Source organism: Saprospiraceae bacterium, assembly GCA_016715965.1.
In the GTDB taxonomy this organism is placed as follows: Bacteria; Bacteroidota; Bacteroidia; order Chitinophagales; family Saprospiraceae; genus Vicinibacter.
In genome coordinates, this window is record JADJXG010000001.1 from 101,983 (window position 1) to 121,559 (window position 19,577).

Annotated in this window: 16 protein-coding genes and 2 pseudogenes; 7 read left to right on the forward strand and 11 right to left on the reverse strand. The window is 40.2% G+C overall.

Annotated elements, in window-relative coordinates; translation table 11 throughout:
- Positions 1–614: 614 nt before the first annotated feature.
- The 6 genes and pseudogenes from IPM48_00355 to IPM48_00380 form a co-directional block, all read right to left on the reverse strand.
- Positions 615–977, reverse strand: coding sequence for a hypothetical protein (locus IPM48_00355; GenBank protein MBK9270023.1), 363 nt, complete (start codon positions 975–977; stop codon positions 615–617).
- Positions 978–1,613: 636 nt separating this feature from the next.
- The gene (locus tag IPM48_00360) at positions 1,614–2,714 is read right to left on the reverse strand and encodes an adenylate/guanylate cyclase domain-containing protein (protein ID MBK9270024.1); all 1,101 of its coding nucleotides are present in this window, start codon (positions 2,712–2,714) and stop codon (positions 1,614–1,616) included.
- Positions 2,715–2,825: 111 nt separating this feature from the next.
- Positions 2,826–3,308: a tetratricopeptide repeat protein gene (locus IPM48_00365; GenBank protein ID MBK9270025.1), complete on the reverse strand. Its 483-nt coding sequence runs from the start codon at positions 3,306–3,308 to the stop codon at positions 2,826–2,828.
- 24 nt (positions 3,309–3,332) lie between these two features.
- A complete protein-coding gene (locus tag IPM48_00370) occupies positions 3,333–3,635 on the reverse strand; it encodes a hypothetical protein (GenBank protein ID MBK9270026.1) in 303 nt (100 codons plus the stop codon).
- Between the two features lie 355 nt (positions 3,636–3,990).
- A pseudogene (locus IPM48_00375) lies at positions 3,991–4,521 on the reverse strand (N-acetyltransferase).
- A gap of 7 nt (positions 4,522–4,528) precedes the next feature.
- The gene (locus IPM48_00380) at positions 4,529–4,681 is read right to left on the reverse strand and encodes a hypothetical protein (GenBank protein MBK9270027.1); all 153 of its coding nucleotides are present in this window, start codon (positions 4,679–4,681) and stop codon (positions 4,529–4,531) included.
- A gap of 146 nt (positions 4,682–4,827) precedes the next feature.
- On the opposite strand from IPM48_00380, the gene IPM48_00385 reads away from it, so the two are divergent.
- From IPM48_00385 to IPM48_00405, 5 genes and pseudogenes are all read left to right on the forward strand, one after another.
- Entirely contained in the window at positions 4,828–5,871 is a 1,044-nt protein-coding gene (locus tag IPM48_00385) for an IS481 family transposase (GenBank protein ID MBK9270028.1), read from the forward strand.
- Between the two features lie 8 nt (positions 5,872–5,879).
- A complete protein-coding gene (locus IPM48_00390) occupies positions 5,880–6,059 on the forward strand; it encodes a hypothetical protein (GenBank protein ID MBK9270029.1) in 180 nt (59 codons plus the stop codon).
- Positions 6,056–6,238, forward strand: a pseudogene (locus IPM48_00395) (IS1595 family transposase). The gene IPM48_00390 and the pseudogene IPM48_00395 overlap by 4 nt, the downstream one beginning before the upstream one ends.
- 403 nt (positions 6,239–6,641) lie before the next feature.
- Entirely contained in the window at positions 6,642–6,941 is a 300-nt protein-coding gene (locus IPM48_00400; GenBank protein ID MBK9270030.1) for a transposase, read from the forward strand.
- Positions 6,938–7,828: an IS3 family transposase gene (locus tag IPM48_00405; GenBank protein MBK9270031.1), complete on the forward strand. Its 891-nt coding sequence runs from the start codon at positions 6,938–6,940 to the stop codon at positions 7,826–7,828. The genes IPM48_00400 and IPM48_00405 overlap by 4 nt, the downstream gene beginning before the upstream one ends.
- Positions 7,829–9,170: 1,342 nt before the next feature.
- Here the strand turns inward: IPM48_00405 and IPM48_00410 are convergent.
- Complete coding sequence (locus tag IPM48_00410; protein ID MBK9270032.1) at positions 9,171–11,561, reverse strand: cbb3-type cytochrome c oxidase subunit I; 2,391 nt, start codon at positions 11,559–11,561, stop codon at positions 9,171–9,173.
- 217 nt (positions 11,562–11,778) lie between these two features.
- On the reverse strand, positions 11,779–13,176 hold the full coding sequence (locus IPM48_00415; GenBank protein ID MBK9270033.1) for a vanadium-dependent haloperoxidase: 1,398 nt from the start codon (positions 13,174–13,176) through the stop codon (positions 11,779–11,781).
- A 107-nt stretch (positions 13,177–13,283) separates the two neighbouring features.
- Between IPM48_00415 and IPM48_00420 the strand changes: the two genes are divergently transcribed.
- Positions 13,284–13,775, forward strand: a complete 492-nt coding sequence (locus IPM48_00420) for an Rrf2 family transcriptional regulator (GenBank protein ID MBK9270034.1) — start codon at positions 13,284–13,286, stop codon at positions 13,773–13,775.
- Between the two features lie 51 nt (positions 13,776–13,826).
- On the opposite strand, the gene IPM48_00425 is transcribed toward IPM48_00420, so the two are convergent.
- Positions 13,827–15,836, reverse strand: coding sequence for a fused protease/ribonucleoside-triphosphate reductase (locus tag IPM48_00425; GenBank protein MBK9270035.1), 2,010 nt, complete (start codon positions 15,834–15,836; stop codon positions 13,827–13,829).
- 299 nt (positions 15,837–16,135) lie between these two features.
- Between IPM48_00425 and IPM48_00430 the strand changes: the two genes are divergently transcribed.
- Positions 16,136–16,681, forward strand: coding sequence for a hypothetical protein (locus IPM48_00430; protein ID MBK9270036.1), 546 nt, complete (start codon positions 16,136–16,138; stop codon positions 16,679–16,681).
- Positions 16,682–16,996: 315 nt separating this feature from the next.
- Here the strand turns inward: IPM48_00430 and IPM48_00435 are convergent, their stop codons facing one another.
- Together IPM48_00435 and IPM48_00440 are read right to left on the reverse strand one after the other, a co-directional pair.
- Positions 16,997–17,581 (reverse strand): methyltransferase domain-containing protein, encoded by a 585-nt coding sequence (locus tag IPM48_00435; GenBank protein ID MBK9270037.1) that lies wholly within the window; start codon positions 17,579–17,581, stop codon positions 16,997–16,999.
- Positions 17,582–17,987: 406 nt separating this feature from the next.
- Positions 17,988–19,574 (reverse strand): DUF1501 domain-containing protein, encoded by a 1,587-nt coding sequence (locus IPM48_00440; GenBank protein ID MBK9270038.1) that lies wholly within the window; start codon positions 19,572–19,574, stop codon positions 17,988–17,990.
- Positions 19,575–19,577 lie beyond the last annotated feature (3 nt).

Sequence of the window (19,577 nt, forward strand, 5' to 3'; positions counted from 1 at the left end):
TAAAATTTGTTCGATGGTATAGACAGTATGAACAATATCCATCCTATAACATGTGAACTAGTCAGGCCTTCGTAGTGCAAGATGCCGATCGTAGGGAGATCTCTTGCACAGCGGTAGGATAATGGTCCTGTGGTGGAATTAGGGGCACAAAACTGACAATACATCATCCCCAAAGCCTAGGGGATGGATGCAAGGTAGGATATTCAAAAAACCACAGCCTGCCCTGTCAAAGCGGCATCACTCCTTCTAAGGCAAAATCGGTGCTGCAAGCTGTTCGGTCTCGATAAGATGATCAAAGGAGGCTGCTTTCTCCTATATGAATATTGCAGAATTGTCAAAATGAATGCGTTTTTCAATATTAGATAAAAACAGAATTGGTTCATTTGAGAATATTGCAGTACCGTTCAGTTTCTTGTAGGCACTTTTAAAAACATAGATAAAGTTAAAAGGATTTCTGACGATACTTTATAACTTTCTTTTCCAGTAGGCCTTTTGGATTGTTTTTGCCATGTAAAATCCATGTGGATGTCCACCCAGTGGAAGTAAATGATAGATTTCCTCCGAGTTTTTCTTGACACTGCTTGGGTCATTTGAAGTAGCCATCAACTAGGAATCTATTTGTTGTAAAGCAGAAAGTGGATTTGCGTAAAATCTCTAGAAATTTGCAGCAATAATCGATGGATAACCTCTCTAGTCACTATAAAAAATCTATATTTATCTATCAAATCATCAATTCCTTCTAGTTGTAGTTGTGAAATTGACTTCATATTTAGACTCGTGCCATCATTTTTAAACTCCATAAATTTCTTTCTATAAATCATCGTTAAGAAATAATGATATTCATGTGCAATCAGGCCGACAGGATCTGCCAATTCATAATAAAGTTTTAAATCAATAGCCAGACTTTTCTCAGAGGCGTTTGCGTCTGGCTGAAATACTCCAAAATAAATGAATGGTTGAAAAGTTAGTGAATTCAAATCGCTAGGTAAAACTTATTTGCCTTACTCACAATCTTTCTTTGCAAGTTGCTTTTAGCTAAGTTCCTCCTAAATATTTGTAGTTTAGGCTTATCGGAATAAGTAGAAAGTATTTGCATAAAAATAAAGGCATTGAAATTAGCTAATTTTAACAGACCGTCCATCTCTGACTTCAATTTTGGTGATAAAGCCATCACCATCATCTATTGAATGGTATTTCTCTGGCACCAATTCTCGTATAACTTATAGTACCCTGTTGAAAAAAGATAATCCCAATCCGTTTCTGTAAACTTTTCATTTGAAATATTCTCAGCAATAACCCAAAACGCAGCCACGCTTGAGAAATCCATATTTTGTTTAATGAGCTGCTGTGCAATTGTATAATTATGCAGAATTAATAATTGTAGTACTACGAATGCTCTTCATATTTAAAATACCTAGATACTTTTTAACTTAGTAATTTAGTGAATAGTATTTCAACTGTCTAATTACTGTTTCGTGGCTTAAAGAAGTAACAGTTTAGAAGTACGAAGTGTCATCTTACCGCAAATGATTATTAGGTACACAAATGTTTGAAGAACCGCTGTACAGGGCATTTCTTCTAATCCCTTGTTATCTTATTTGATACTCATGCTATCAAACTGCTTCTACAAAATACATATCAATCTCCCCTTTATTCTTCGCTTGAATTTTTCCGCGATGTGTGCATTTGAATTTATCTTTCACTAATTCATACGTTCTGCCGCTAATGTTTATATTTCCGGCTTCACCGCTTGATTCCATGCGCGCAGCTATATTTACCGTATCTCCCCAGATGTCGTAAGCGAATTTTTTTACACCCACAATTCCTGCTACCACAGGTCCGGTGTGAATACCGATTCTGATTTCAAAAACTACCTTGCCTTCATTTTTCCGTTGCTGAAAATGTTCGAGCATAAATTTTCGAATTTCAATAGCTGCCTTTACAACATCTTCCGCATGTGTCTTATTAGATAAAGGCAAACCGCCTGCACACATGTAGGCATCGCCAATGGTTTTTATTTTTTCGATGTTGTGTTTAGTGATGATGTAATCAAATGCCTTGAAGCATGTATCTATTTCCGCAACCAGTTCTGCAGGTGTGAGTTTTTCAGAAATTTGTGTAAACCCTTTGAAGTCGGTAAACATTACAGTGACTTCATCAAAATGTTTTGCATCAGCGCTGCCTTTATCTTTTAATTCTTCAGCAACTTCTCCTGGTAGAATGTTCAGCAGCAACTCATCGCTGCGTTTGCGCGCTTTGGAAATTTTATTCCGCTGTCGGTAAACAACCAATAAGAAGATTAATGCGCCTGCGAGCGTAGCAGCAATAGAATTGCGAATGGTGCGTTGAAGAATGTCTTTCTTTTCCTGATCGGCTTTGGCTTGAGCTTCTTTCTTGTCAAATTCATATTGCAGCTGATTTTGCAGAAGCTTCTTGGTGATATCGTCATTATAAATACTGTCGCGGATTTTTACATAATTATAATGATTCAGGTAAGCACTTTTCCAGTTACCCTGCAAACTGTCGAAAAGCTGAAGTCCGTTTAAATAGTCGGAAAGCAATTCGCGTGAATCGAGCGCATTACCATAGCGTGCTGCTGAATCCAAAGTAGCCCTGGCCTGTTGAGGCTTATTGAGGCGCACATAACAAATACCCAGTTTACTATACAGTGTTGCAAGAAGATATGCTGCCTTAACTTCACTATAATATTCAATGGCAAGTTGGTAGAACCTGGCAGCTTCTGCATAATTGTTTTGCCTGAAATAAACATCGGCCTGCAAACTGCGTGCATCCCCCATCTGGATCTTATCATTTATCATTTTTCCTTACTCAAAGGCGGTCTGAATTTGTTTAACAGCTTCATTGTAATTTTTAAGATTCATAAATGTATTTGCCAGCTTGAGAAAAATGCCGGAAAGGTTCACATAGTCTCCATTCTTCTCAAGGGTTGACAGCCCTTTTGTTAAATAGTATATGGCTTCTTTGTTTTTATCCAGTTTCAAATAATCGCCAGCCAGATTGCCGGAAGCTATGGCAGCGCCATAATCATCATTTATCGACTCAAAAGTACTTAAAGCCGCCAAGTTTGCTTCTGATGACTCAATATAATTTCCCTGGTGAGAGTGAACCCATGATATTAACATATAGGTTTCTGCCAGTCTCTCCTCTTCATGAATCTGTTGGTATATATCTTTTACTTTTTCAAAATACATTAATGCCTCCGGAAAATTTCCGCCATCAGCATAGTCCTGGCCGATGTTACTGCAGGCTTGAGCGAATTTCTTCGGATCTTTTTTTTCATCTACCAGCCTGAGTGCTTCAAAATGATACTTTTATGCCAAATCCCAATTACCCAATTTCCAATACACCCGCCCCGAAGCTACTTTTATTTTAAAAACATCAAAATCTAATTTTTCGGATAAACTGATAGCCGGCAGCACGTATTTCTCAGGGTCATCGGAAGGAATTATGGTGAACTGATAAAGAAGTTTGCGATATAGTTTTACCTTATTCGTATCGTCATTCGTCTTGTTTATTCTTGCAATGAGAGAGTCGATTTTCGCAATCTGCGCAAAGCAGTTAATAGTGGACCATGTAAAGTTAAAAGTTAAAAACAATAGAAATATATTTTTCATAAATTATGTTCCTACAAAATACATATCAATCTCTACTTTATTCCTGGCCTAAGGATGCATATTCGCTAATGGCCACTGGCTTTGGGCCGTTACAATGGCTTAAAGCCATTGTTCGGGGATTTGCCGAAGGCATCTATCTCCGATGGCACAAAGTCAGTGCCCGTTCGAGGGAATGCCGAAGGCATTTCCTCAACGGTTCCCATCTTTACCAAGTCAGGGGTTTTAACCACTGAACTACCTACAAAGAACAGAACTGCAAATTTACTACTTTACCGTCCTACGAAGCACAAAACCCCTGCTTGGGTTTAGTTGATGTAATGCCTTCGCCCTTCTTTTTCAGTGGTGTTTTGTCTTGTCATACTGTATCAAATTCTTTTGGATAAACAACTGTTCCAGATATGTTTTTAAGTCCGTCAGTTGCCAATTCAATTGCCATAAAAACATTTGAAGGAACGTCAAAAGGTGGTTTGATATTCCATTTTTCGGCTGGTTCAAATCCGAACTTTGGATAATAATGTTCGTGACCCAAAACGATTACAGATTTGAAACCTAATTCTTTTGCTACTTCAAATCCTTTTTTGATTAGTTGTCCGCCTATTCCACTTTTTTGAAGTTCAGGTTTAACAGCCATAGGCGCAAGACCCAGACTTTCGTTCAGGTTTCCTTTGGCGTCTTAAATGTTGATTTTAGTGAACAAAATATGTCCAACCATTTCATTGTCAAAAATTGCTACAATTGAAAGTTCTGGAACAAAAACTGTCTTATTTTTTCTTAAAGATTCCACCAATTTTGCTTCGTTATCCTGTTTGAAAGCTGTACGATTAACTTCAAAAACTTCTGTAAAGTCGTCTTGTGTTTCTTGTCTGAATATTATTGTTTGCTTCATTTTTTCATCATTGGGCAGTGTCGTCTTTTAGGGTGAGGCACAACAGGCACTGACTTTGGGCTGTAACACTGGCTTTAAGCCATTGTTCAGGGATATTGCCGAAGGCATCTATCTCCGATGACATAAAGTCATACTCTGTTCGAGGGAATGCCGAAGGCATTTCCTCGAAAGTTGAGTGCAGACGCAGCACGACCATTTACGGGGGTTCTGCACACTATTACTTGTAATAGTTTAGACTTAATCTGACAGTTAGTGATTAATTTTAAGTTGTCAAAAATAATTAATTAACCACTAAACTGTCAGAAAATGAAATTAGAAACAAAATTAATCAAAACTAAATTGGGATTAGTCCATTTAGCAGAAAAATTGGGAAATGTATCTCAAGCTTGTAAAATAATGGGGTATTCCAGGGATAGTTTTTACAGGATTAAAGAGATGTATGACACAGGAGGCGAAATGGCCTTAATCGAAGTCAGCAGGAGCAAACCACTGGTCAAGAATCGAGTGGCTCCCGAAGTAGAGAAAGCAGTTGTTGATATGGCTATTGACAATCCAGCTTTTGGACAAGTAAGGGTTGCAAATGAGCTTGTTAAGAGAGGAATATTTGTATCCCCTTGTGGAGTTCGTTGTGTTTGGTTGAGGCACGATCTGGAGACCTTCCAAAAGAGATTAAAGGCCCTCGAAGCCAAAGTGGCCCAGGATGGAATAATTCTTACAGAAGCCCAAGTTGTAGCCTTGGAGCGTAAGAAAGAAAAATTGGAATCTCAAGGTGAAATTGAAACATATCATCCGGGCTATCTGGGAGCTCAGGATACTTATTATATTGGCAATATCAAAGGCGTTGGTCGTATCTATCAACAAACCTACATTGACACTTACTCTAAGGTAGTTCTGGCAAAAATCTATGATCGTAAAAATGCTCTTGTAGCAGCCGATTTGCTAAACGATAAAGTCCTGCCATTTTATGAACATGAGCAAATCAGGCTACTCAGGATACTGACCGATCGTGGCACGGAATACTGTGGAAAAAGAGAATATCATGAGTACGAACTTTATCTGAGTTTGGAGGATATTGAACATACTAAGATCAAAGCACGACACCCACAGACTAATGGTATCTGTGAAAGATTCCACCGCACCATTCAAAATGAATTTTATGCCATTACCTTCCGTAAAAAGTTATACAAATCTATTGAAGAGCTACAGGCTGACTTGGAGGATTGGCTACATTACTATAATTCGGACAGACCTCATTCCGGAAAATATTGCTTTGGCAAAACTCCTATGCAAACTCACATCGAGTCAAAAAATATTGCAATTGATAAAATGTTAGAAACTCATTTTGAATAAAGAAGATCATGAATAGAGTAATTCAACGCGTAAACGTCAACAAACTAAATTGTGGAGTAAATGTCAAGAGTTCCGAAGGAACTTGCCTCGCTCTTGACTTTTACGGAACAATTGTTACTTTTGTTGAAGCGTTGGATTATTCTTTTTTATCGCCAACTGTCAGATCAAGTCTAGGTTATTACACATAATGGGATTTAAAGGGTGGCTACGTGGCATACATCATTCTGTCGATCATCTTCAAGCATATATTGATGAATACACCTATAGATACAATAGACATTTTATGACTGGAGACATTTTTGAAAACTTGATGGCACGAATGGTCAAACATAAGCCAGCTTTTTACAAAATGCTTAAAGTAAGTTAAATGCCTAATTCAGTAATTTAATTTACATGGAGATTTCATAATAGTAATTATAAAGTGTATTGATCCCCACCTACCTTGTGAATTATGATGTGTTCGGTGGACTTATGTATTCACCCGCTGTGTTATTGCTGTCAAGGCCTTTGAAGTTATAGAACTGTGAGACAAAGATAAGGCTTGTAAAAAAAAAAAAAAAAAAAAAAACGAACTATATGTTAATTGTTGTTAATAATATGATAACATTTAAATTTTATTTGCTAAATAATACTTTAATTGACTCAATTAACGATGAAAGTTTTAGTTGTTCCATATTTCCAATTTAATAACTTAGCTTAACGCCTTTTGTCCACCATCTCTCTGAAGTGGTCCAAGAAAATGGTACACAAATCTAACTTAAATTTGTGTTATGGATCAATCAAAGACAAACAATCGGAGGAGGAGGTACGATACCGAGTTTAAGCTTAATGCCATTCATTTGCTCGAATCCGGGAAGAACGCTAGCGAATTAGCTGATTCTCTTGGCGTTAGTAAGCAAATGCTTTACAATTGGCGTAGTCAAATCAGGATTACCAGGAATGCTTCCGTCCAGCCAGGAACAAATAATCCTTATACTGAACTTGAACAGCTCCGTAAGAAATTAAGGGATGTTGAAATGGAAAGGGATATTTTAAAAAAAGCCTTGAACATTTTCAGCCGGCAGACATGAAACCAAAAGCTGAATTTATCCAGAGTCTAAGCGGTGTGTATCCTACTAACAAGCTTTGCAAGATGATGAATATTCCAAGGAATACTTTGTATCATTTTATCCACAGGAGGGATTCTCCCACTAAACATTTGGGATTAAGAGACCGAATAAAATCCGTATTTGACTCTCATATGAATAGGTATGGAAGTCGTAGAATTAAAATGGAATTAGCCGTAAAATATTCAAAAAATGTTAGCCGCCATTTGATTCGCAAATGTATGAAGGAACAAAATTTGAAAGCAATCCAGCCAAAGAGTTTTGTTCCAAAAACAACTGATTCCACCGGGACCAAATTTCCTGCACCCAATTTACTTCTTGATTTTGGAAAGGCGCAAAAACCAAATGAAGTATGGGTTGGTGACATTACCTACATTCCTTTAAAGAATGGCCAATGGGCCTATCTTTCAACTTGGATTGATACTTATTTGCATAAAGTAGTGGGCTGGGATGTTCAGACTCATATGAGAAGCGAACTGGTTATTTCAGCCTTCAATAAAGCAAAACTGAAATGCATCCAAAATAAATTAAGTGTGATTGTCCATTCTGACCGAGGAACGCAGTACTCTAGTAAAGATTTCAAAAATGCCATTAAAGGAAATAGACAAAGTATGACTCGCAAAAACGAAGTTTATGACAACGCAATTGCCGAATCATTTTTCTCAAGGCTCAAATGCGAATGCATTAGAGGTACTGTATTTGATGATTTGGATCAATTAAGATTCACTCTGTTTGAATACATAGATGGCTATTACAACACAATCAGAAGGCATTCATCCATTCAATACTATACACCCTTAGAATTTGAAAATATTTATTATTCGAAAAATCAATTCACTCATTGCAACTAATATGGAAACAAAACATGACTTTGCATTTTTACCCTTAGACGAGGACCAAGCTTATTGCTCCCAAAATGTCAAGAGTTCCGCCGACCTCTTTATTCTGTATTCTTCCGGCGGAACTCGACTTGCTCTTGACATTTTGGGAGCAATGCTTATCTTTGTCGCAGGGGTAAAATGTGTACTAATTTTATTTTTTAACTAAATTAGATCAGTGTCCCATTTATTGGTACCATGTCACTCAAGTCGGCTTGGGGTGAAATAAACAGCAATCGAAATGATTCCTATTAAAGCTGTCACATTCCATTTACCATACTTTTACTAATACTAAAAGAAGGATTTAATCCTAAAAAACAATTATAAAAAATATTAACCGGAAAATTATCTTTTTCCTTTTATCCTACTTTTTGTCGCGCAAAAAGTACCAAAAACGCAGCCTTTCTAAAAGGCGGCGCTTTATCTTGTATCTAGTTTTCATTAACTGCAATTCTTGATACCATCACTGGTGGGCAGATTTTGGGTGCTGGATTTTGTCGTTACTAAATTCTCTTTTTCCGATCAGTAAATTATTTAATCGCCTCACTGATAGTTTTCTGAGTAACGACAAAATAAGGCACACAACAGTACCCTACATGACGTAAATATCTCTCGGATATTCATTCAATTCATTTATATTTCATCTCCAAAATCTGCCTGTTTGGGGCCGCTGGTTTAGAAAGTCTCTTCTATGTATCGGGGATACATATCAAACCTGCATTTCAAAATAACGCCGTTGGAGTCAACTCCGTGGAGTTTACTAGGCTGAAAGCGTTACTGCGATTTTCAAATTATTTCCATTTCCTCTATGTGATCTTTTTGCATTCATGCCTGCTCACACACATCAAGCGTGATTGGGGGTTCGGCTAACTAAAAAAATTGATCAAAGGATCCCACACAAAGATCTGTATGAATATCCACACAACAAATGAGTAAGGTAAAATACTAAACTTATACCTTTGTCTATAAGCATTTTCTAATTTCCCGATTTTTACATTGATCCGATGAGAATCAAATTGCAATTAAAATACTTCTGATCATTATAGCAGATCATCAAGGAGACGTAATATGCAGCTATTGGGCTTTTGCCGAAAGCAAAATCACAGCAGACAAGCTTAATTTTATCGCTATTTCGATTGAATAACAAATTTTCAAAAAACTGTTTGGTTTAAGGTCGAATGTTCATGCAGAAAAAGAATATTTCTGTTCATTGTTGTTCCCACGCAATCGATAGGCACAAACCTGAAGCAGGTCCTTTAATTAAACTCTTCCCCGCCTTAGGTCAATGCCGAATGAATCAACAAACAAAAATCTATTAAAGCACTGGATCCAATACAAGTTCCGGATGGACTCTTGTGTTCTGATCTACTCCTTCTTTATCCATGTCTTCAATCTTATGCGCTTTGTCTTTAACCCTCCACATTCTAGTCACGATGAAGTAGGCCAACGGAATTACCCCACCAAAAAAGAAGACCGATGCTCCGATTCCCCTCATCCAGGTCAGTGAATTAAAAATACCATAATCCACGAAGTCTTTTGATCTGCCAAACCAAAGACCGTTTTCCACCACCGCCTTGAATTGGATGGAGCCGGCCGGAAACAAATCCAACAGCACCATGAGCATCAATCCTGCATTGATGGACCAAAAAGAAAAATTGATCAATTTTTTATTCCAGTAATCCGATTTGATCATCAGTCTGGAGGCAAATAACAAGGCTGCGATCGAAATATTCCCATACACTCCCATCAATGCGGCGTGTGCGTGGTTGACGGTGAGATAAGTACCGTGCTCAAAATAATTCATGATCGGGAGATTGATGATAATCCCCAAAACACCGGCACCAAAAAAATTCCAAAAATTGACCGCGATAAGAAATAAGAAAACTTCATTAAAACCAAAATCGCTGCCCAGGGATTTGTGTTCAACTTCACCGACAGCTATTTTGGGCATGTTCTTAAATCTCCAGGCTTCTACGGTAAGGAGAATAAGTGGAACAAATTGCAAAGTAGAAAAAACACTTCCCAAAGCCATGGTGGCAACGGGTTTGGCGTTCCAATAAAAATTATGTGAGATACCCAGGAGTCCGGTTCCTAAAAACAACAATGTGGCAAAGTACACCACCCTGATCGCTGCTTGCTTGCTGACCAATCCCATCAATACCATCAGGTAACTGACGATGACCGTTATAAAAACTTCAAAGAATGCCTCCACCCACATGTGGATCACCATCCATCTCCAGAAATCTGCAATGACAAAATTGGTTTCAGGTTTGGCCACAAAGCCTGAGAGAAATAACAAGGGAATTCCAATGACGGAATACATGATCCATTTTGGCAGGGTCCAGGTCTCCCCTTTAACAAACGATGGTTTTAATCCTCTGTAAACCACCACTGCCCATAAAATAAAAATACCCATCAAAAGTATTTGGTAAACTCTTCCAAAATCCACAAATTCCCAACCCTGATGACCCCACCATCGCCACCATTGTCCCAACAAACCCAAAGGGCCCAAAACCATTCCTGTCAACGAACCGGCCACCAAAACAAACAAGGCCCAGAACAAGACATTGATCAGCTTCAATTGACCCGGAATCTCCTTTTTGGAAAGGATGGGCAAGATGAAAATGGAAGAAGCGATCCAGCAAGTCGAAATCCAATACAAAGAGAGCATCAAATGCCAGCTTCTGGAGATCGTCACCGGAAAATCAGTGATGTGAATCCCGATATAACCAAGCCAATTGATAAAATCATTGATGGTCACCAAACCGCTGCTCACTTGTAGAAAAAACAATAAGATCGCCACGAAAAAAAACTTGTAGGTGGCTTTTTGTGTGGCCGTGGGTTTAAAGCCTGCGACCCTGTCCAGGGTAAATAAATCCCTCACCGGCGGTTTAAAAAATTTATTGGGGAGCTGATTGTATTGTCCAATATAATAAAGCACGATGCCGCACATCAGGACAAAAGCCAAAAGACCCAATACACTCCACAAGATCACCGGAGAAGTTGGCGTATTACCCGAACCCGGATCATAAGGCCAATTGTGGGTATAACTAAAATTGGACCCGGGCCTCTCTGCGACACATACCCATGCACCCCAGTAAAAAAAACTCGCCAGATTTTCGACTTCTGTGCGGTCTTTAATGTATTCCTTAGGCGGAAATCCTTTTCCTTCATTTTTGTCGATGTAAATGTCAGTGTAGTATTTCTTTAGTTCAGCCAATGCATAAGTTTGAGCCGGATTTAAGGGCACCAGATTTTCTTCCTTTGAGTAATTGTTTTTTTTCAATTCCTGCCTGACCTGCTCCTCCATTTGTTTTCTTTCAAATTCAGTCGGCGGCTTGCCAGCCCTGGTTGAAAATTCCTTCTGATAAAAATCAAGCATGTACACCGAAATTAAATGCAAAGCTTCTGCTGTAAAATCAGGACCTCTCTGCGCACCGTCCCCAAAATAACTGCCGTATTCCATCAGGGCGTATTTATGAAATACTTCCTGTCCCTCTTCGATGGTTTTTTGATCGATCAGGGTCTTGCCATTCTCATCTTTAAAACCCGTCATTGGGGGAGCATCAATGTAGGTTTGGAATCCAATCATACCGACACCCAGCAAGCTGATGACCAAAATAAAGGTCAATGGAGCCCACCAATTTTTGGTGTTCATGAAGTAATCTATTTTATTTGGCAAGCTCTTGCCGTTTTCACTTTTCATAAATACTTATTTTTCGATCAAACAAAAACCTAAAAATTCATTTTGGCCATTTGAAATACTTCGCACAAATATTTTCGTCAGTAAGTCCGATTTTAAAAATCATTCAGTAAACCATTAAAAATGGAAGAAAAAAAAAATTAGCCAGTCCGACATTCATTTATTAGCTCCTTCATACATCTTAATGTAAATAGATGCATTCAACCGGTTCAAACATTCTTTATTTGCGCCAGGGCAGTTCAAGCACCTTTTTGCCGGCATAATATCCGATCCTCAATCCTTCATCGCTGTCCATTCTAAAATGCACTCCCAATGGAAGTCGTGAATAGCCATTTTCTGCAGCGGCTTCGTGAAAGGAACTGTAATATCTGGGAGCTCCGATAAATTCGAATCGGTGCACATGACAATTATCCGTAAAGCTCCGGTTGTTGCCAAAAATATCGGTCAGTATGGATGCAGCTGAACCCGCAAAACAAGCGTGTCCGGAAGGATACGCGGGAAATTCCGGAGTTAAACTTTTAATATTGGCGTAAGGAGCGTTTAAAATGGTGGTCCAGGAAGGATCCATCAGTCGACGAATATAATCAATGGGTCTGATGACATTGTAAATGTATTTTGAATTCCAGACCGCAATGGAAGCGTCAGCCATGGCCATACCCAATTTGGCATAGAGTTCGACGGCCTTGTCCAGGCTGATCTTATCCGCAATCACCATTTGATTGGCAATCGCCACTTGCCTGGCAGCAGGTTCAAAAGTCAGTTCGAAAATATCATCGCTCCAGAATTCTGCAATCCAGCGATCTTCGAAACTGGCATTTTGGGCCAGCAATTTAGTCTCAGTCGCTTGCTGAAAAAATCTGGAATTGGGGTCTTCACTATACGGTATTGGCGGTTTGGCAATCAATTCTGACTGGCTAAGGGCAAATGGCCTGACCTGTCCCCAATAGGGAAACAAAGCCCTCGTAAAATCCGGGAAAGTGGGTTGCCATAATTTTTCACCATTGGGCCCCACTGCCGGTGGTACATAACTGGAAGGTCTTGGATTTTTGTAGGCTTCGTGACCGGCAAGATCGGTAGCACTATAGCGGTAAACCTCTTCAGCGACCAATTTGCCAAATGTCTTAGATCTTTTTAAGACGTCTTCGGCCTGCTCAAGCAGAAACTGATTTTCAAATTTGGCCTCCAATTGGTCGATCTTGATGTAATCGGAGGATTTGATGTGGGGATAAAATAGTTTAAAGGATGTTGAAAAAGCTGCGTTCGCGCAAGCGGGCCAATAATAGGATGCGCTCTGGTCAATGACCGGAAGATTTAAATTTGGATATACGGTCCTGAGGCTTTTGTATTCAGGCATCCCTGGCAAGACTGATTCATAGGCAGCCATTCCAACATAAGCCATCATTCTGGCGGCAGCAGGAGGACGATAACCTGGTGAAAACCGATCGATTTCCAACATCAATTGGTACCAGGTCAGGGGAACTTCAGCACTGAATTCGTTTGTAGGTAATTGGGTAGTGTTCGGATCGGTCACATTATCTTTACGGCAGGAGACCAGCAAAACAAAACCGGAAATGATCAACCAAAAACACAGTTTTAGAGAAAGGGATAATTTTTTCATAAAGGCGTGATTTAATTTAAATAATTAAGGACAAATATATCTTCATTTATGAATTCGGTCCAAATATTTTCAATGGTATTTAAATATTTTTTTTTAAATAATATATAATGTTTACTAAAACAACAGAATATGCATTACGGGCGATCATCTATTTGGCCAAGCACAGCGATCTTAATCACAAGATTGGCATAGCGTCGGTGGCGGAAGCAATTGATGCGCCCAAATCTTTTACGGCAAAAATTCTTCAGAAATTGACCAAAGACAATTTCCCGGTTTCCTCTATTCCCGGACCCAATGGAGGTTTGTTCATGACCCACGAAGGAAAAAATACAACTGTTCTGCAGGTACTGGTACTCTTGAATGAGGACCACGTAATCAATAAATGTGTTTTGGGTTTGCAGGAATGCTCTGAAATAACTCCCTGCCCCATGCATTCCAGGTATAAGCTCATCAAACCTTTGCTGCAGGATATGTTTAACACCAAAACCATTGGAGAATTGGCTCAGGAATTGGCAGACCACCGCATCACCTTAAACAATACAATTGTTCAAAAAAAGAAAGAGCGGAAACGAAATCAAACGCTCAGCAATAACCAATAGAAAAACTATCTTCTATCGGTGAATTCATCTTTTCAAGAGGGTCAGCTGCTTTTATAAAATCACACATTTGTCATTGGTGCAATACCGATCTCCCAAAACATCCTCTCCTAGGCTGACATGGGTGGTTTGACCAATTTTATCCAATAGTTCTACATATCGCTCCCTCGAAATGGCTTCATAGGGCATTTGGGCATAGGCCAATTTTTCTAATCTTGGCAGAAAGCTGATCGACTTTAAATCATATCGGTAAAAATCCAAAACTGTTTTGATTTGTCGGGCTTCATCCGATTTAAAGCTTACCGTTGAAGACACTTGATTGTCCGACCAGTACTTTTGCAGAAAGGCAGCCAAAGCTACTTGTTCCCATACAGTCACTTCCTCCAGATTTCTTCCCGGATTGTGAATGGGAAAAGAAACCACCCAGGAGCTGGGATCCACAAAATCCGGCTCCATCTCAAAGCCAGCAGATTTTAAAATTGGGAGCAAGTGAGAATCCGAAGCCATTCGAATTCTTCTGATGTAATAACTGAATTCCGGAAAATGGCAACCCGGATTGACTCCTGCCAGTAGACTGACTGTTCCACTTGGTTTGACGCTGGTGGTTTTAATGCTCTTCGGAACACAAAGCCAGGATGAATAGATCAGATCCCAGTCCTGAATAATCTGATAGCCATTGACCAGCCATTTGCGCAAGGTTTCGAGGCTGTGTTTTTCCAAAAAATTGGTGATTCCGGAAACAGAGGTACCAATTCTTCTATTCCTTTTCTGCACCCTGTTTGTTTCGGCCCATGTGGTATTGACGAGGGTGGCCGTTTTACCCAATAAATATGCAAACTTTAAGGTGCGAAAGAAATCTTCTTTGGAATCCGCACGAGAAGGAAAGGTCTCTACCAGGCAACACAATTCATAGCTTTCCAAAGTTTGTTCTCCACAAGGATTGGTGCCTTCAGCTTTTATGTCCTTGTGGTCTGGAGGGGCACACATTCTGGAATAAGCCCTAATGTTGTCCATAAAAATATAACCCGGTTCTCCATTTTTTACCGTCTGAGCCACTGATTCGGTCAAGTCAGAGTCCATGTCTGCAATAATGCTGTTGTTGGATGTCCAGCCATAAGCAGCCCGATAGGCCATACTACCTTCATAATCCTGTTTTTCAGAATTCCACTGATAATCTTTTAGGCTTTCATATTCTCTGTTGGATGCAGGGCCCAGAGCAATCTGAGCTGTTCGCCTGACATTACCTGCCACCACACATTGCCCAATTAAATTCATAATGTCCACAATATTGGTGATATTAATGGGCCGGCCATCCATGGATTCCAATAATCTAAAAATCTGCCGGTGCAATTCCTTCAAAGGTCCGGAGCCTGAAGATTTACCACCAAATCCTTTAATGGGCTCGCCTGCTTTTCTGATGTGTGAATAATCGAAATGAACGCTCTTGGTCTTTTCGCCTGAAAAATGCTTTGAAAAAAACGAATTCAATAGCAACTTCAAACTTTCCACCCAGCCCTCTCTGGAGTCGGGGATCTGATAATCCATGACATCCTCCGAAGAAGGGACATGCACCACAAGCTCCCCTGCTCCTTTGACGTCAAATCCAACTCCAACACCCACCATGCTCATGTCCATCATGAAGGCAAATGGTTTTACAGCGTTTTCCGGGGACTCGGAAATGGACGAGGTGGAAACAAAAGCGCAATTGAACAAAGCCTGTCCTATTCTTTTGGTATGGACCAATTCGGTGCCCAGGGCCCACAACATTCTACCCGGAGGCAGAAACTTCATTTTAAACATCCGGTCGTACATTTCTTCTGCAGAGGCCTGTGCTTTGGCTTCATTCCAACCCAGTTGGTTAAAAAGGATATGCTCCATTTGGATGCTGTAGGCGCCTTCCACCACCCTTCGCACGGTCTCAAACCAGGCCTCCTTGGTGCCGTCTGGTTTTATTCGGGAGTAGGTCCTGTAATAAGTCACCATACCCAGTCCGTTGAATCCGAATTCAGGATTCATGTGTCTGTATTTATCCACAAATGAATCGGAAAGCTTAAATATTAACATATAATATATTTGTATTTTATTGTTATATAATTTTTTACACCATTAATATAAAGACTTTTGAATCCTTTAATTGGGCAAATATATTAAGATAATTAAATATACAATTTTTTCATCATATTAAAATGAACCGAATGAAGCAGATCCAAGAATAAAAAACACAAAATACATTTATTATTGTATTGTTATAGAGCTATTTAAACATATATATTATATATTATATAAATTCAGATTAAAAAATATTTTAAAAATAGTTTGTCTGGTGAACTTTAAAAGATATTTTTGTCTTTTATTTTAAATACATGAAAACTTTACGAATTATTCTTTGCCTCTGTGGAATCCTGTTCCGGCAATTTCTCATGGGCCAATTTGATTCCACCACCTCTTCGCTTACTCCAGCCGGACCTCTACGAGGTTTTCACGCAGGAATCGTGCAACCCATTTTGAGCGTCCACAAAGGCAATCTAAACTGGCATGACCGGTTCGACCTGTACTCCATCGGGTTTCCATTTGGCTTTACCCTAAATACCGGAGGGAGATTGCTGTTTGATTTTGAGCTGGTGCCATTTGTACAACCCTTCCTGCTGTCGGAGCAATCCTATCAGGTGCATCTGTTGATTCATCCCGGTGTTTTGCTTCCCTTAACCAAGGGCTGGACCCTGGGACTAAGAGCGGCATTCGAGGCCGGGGCTAATCAATTTGGCTTTACGCCACTGCTAAACAAAGGATTTAAGATAAAATCCGGGCAAGTATTGTATATTGAATTGGTGTTACCTGCCAGATTTGGCCCTCAAAAGGAGGCATGTTATACACAGGTCGCAGGATTGCATGTGGGGATTGGGTTTTAAAGAACTGGGATATTTTGCCCATGACGAGTGAAGAGCTTGTTTGTGATGGATATTACCTCTTTAGTTTGATAATGGATGCCGGAATTGAAAGTAGTTCGATTCAGTCCATCGAGGATATAACCATTTCCAAATGCCAAACGCAGAAATTATGACGCCTTTGGCGTCACAAGTTTTGCCGCATGCGTCACATCGCGGAGTTTATAACGATTAGGCTTAGCTCTGCATTTCCACATTTCTACATTTCTACATTTCTACATTTTCACATTTTCACATTTTCACATTTCCACATTTTCACATTTTCACATTTTCACATTTTCAAATTTTCAAATTTAATTCCATCCAAAGCTCATTGCCCATTCTGGCGGGGATGCTATTGTTGCAGGGCTCCATTTTTCGAATGTGAAAAAAGGGTTCGAACAAGGCCTTGTATTCTTCTGCTGTGCCTCCGAATGGAGGACCTTCCGCATTAAAATGACTGGCGAACAAGAGGCCCACCAATTTTCCACGGGAGCCAAGCAGTGAAGCAGATTTTTTGACATAGGATTCGCGGAGAACGGGATCCAAGGCACAAAAAAAGGTCTGCTCCAGAATCAGATCGTAATTGCCTTCGTGGGAGAAAAAATCATCACAAACCACTTTGATCCCATCCCATCCACCAAATCTTTCGGATAGTGTTTTGCAGGCAGTCGGAGAAATGTCCAATAAAGTAATGTTATGAAAACCCAGTTCGTACAAGGCATTAGCTTCATACGCATTTCCACAGCCCGGGATTAAAATGCTGTCCGAGTGGTCAGGATATTGCTTCATATACTCCACGAGGGGTGTGGAGGGGTATCCGATGTCCCAGCCTGTCTGGCCTTCTTCCCAACGCTTGTCCCAAAAATTTTTATCTAAGCCCATGGATTCAATCTATTCCAAATTAAAATCCAAAAGTATTTTGAATTCTGCACTCACAGCTGTTCAAATTATTTTTTTAGAAAAACAATTTCCAAGTTTTTGTCAACGTTGCTAAAAAACATAGTAAAAGCCCGCCTTGAAAGAAATAGATCATCCAATGGACGCAAAGAAAAACGCGCAAGGAACTTAAGGCCGATTCTACACAATCATTTTCTTTCATTCACATAACGCTTGTGTCTTCACCGCGCTGCGCTTGAATTTCCAATTTCACTAAAAATCAAATTTCCACGTTTCCACATGGCGCTGAAGCAGAATTTAGTACGCTGCAAGCGCACCCTACGCGGAGTTTATTACGCTTCAAGCGTAGCTGCGGTTATCACAATTCCCCATTTTCATATTTCCACATTTTCTACTGTACAATCACCAAAGGTTCTGTTTTCTGATGGTTCCCATTTTGAACCCTGATGTAATAATTCCCCGGCGGATAATTGTCATTCTGGAGTGACAGCTGGTGATGACCGGCTTCCATTTTAGCTGTACAAATATTTTTGACCATCCTTCCCAAAGGATCGATCAAATGAACCGTCGTATAAGCTGCATTGGGAAGGTGAACATGGATCTGAGTCCTTTCCATCATTGGATTCGGAGCAGCCACGATGCTGAGTTGTGCATCCAAATTTTGATAGTCGTCCAGCGAGGTCGTGGTGCATTCATTTTTGATTAAAGGAAGCGATTGAAAGTTCTTAAAAAGAATTTTATCGACCACATCTTGCTTGAGGCAAAACCAATCCTTTAATACCGATGAATAGACCGATCTGAAATCGTATTGCATGGGAAGATTGTCATCAAATGTCGCATTCTGAGGTATGGTTGGGTTCGCTCCGATAATACCGGACTGAACCTTGGAGCCAAACATAAATAAAGGGGCGGCAGCGCCATGATCGGTTCCATTGCTGTCATTGGACTTGACCCTTCTGCCAAATTCTGAAAAAGTCATTCCCAATACGCGCTGATCCAAACTCATTGCTTCCAAATCCCTTTGGAAGGCAAATATGGCCTCTGACAACAAACCCAATAAATTAGCATGTGCTCCGGTTCTTTTGTCGGAAGCTACGACCTGATCCGCGTGGGTGTCAAAACCTCCCAATTCCACCAAATACAGCCTGCTTTTGAGACCGCCCTTGATGATGCGGGCAATCAGTTTGAGGATATCTGCTAGATAATTGCCTGCCGGATAATTTCCGACATTGGTCCCCCTCAAAAAACTCGCCACCAAAGCGTCTGCATAAGATTTGGACTGCCTTGCAATGGTACGTATGTAAGTCAGTTCCTTCCCCAAAGGGGTATTGGGTGCCGGATCGTCAATGCGGGTGGGCCAGGCTCCGAAAATATCCGGATTGGATAGATTCATGGACATCTGTGCATTGGGACCGAGAAACAGCAAGGGCAAATTGCCTCCCACTTGAACGGCCAGCGGATCGGGATTGCTTGCATTCGGATAATCCAGCGGATAGCCGGGAAATTCCTCGTGCAGATATCTTCCCACCCAACCCGTATCGATGTATTTTTCAGAATCGCTCGCGCTGGTCCAGATATCGGTGGATCTGAAATGCGAAAAATTGGGATTGGGGTATCCAACATTTTGTACGATATTTAATTTCCCTTCATTGAACAGGGTTCTTAAGCCGGTCATGGCAGGATGCAAACCCGTATTGCTTACTCCATTAAGTCTCAGGATGGAATTTTCAGGAAGCACGACCTTTTCTCTGGCAGCCACCAATTTGCCATACTGATCAATGGGAATCACCGTATTGATTCCGTCATTACCACCATTCAAAAAAATAAGCACCATCACATGGTCTGTCTCAACAGAGGGGTTCAGCATGCTGTGCAGCCAGCTGTTGGTGCTGTGCGCTTGAAGAGGAATACCATTTACCATGGCAGGAACAGCTACACCTGCTGCTGCGGCATTTCGCAAAAATTTACGACGTTTCATTCA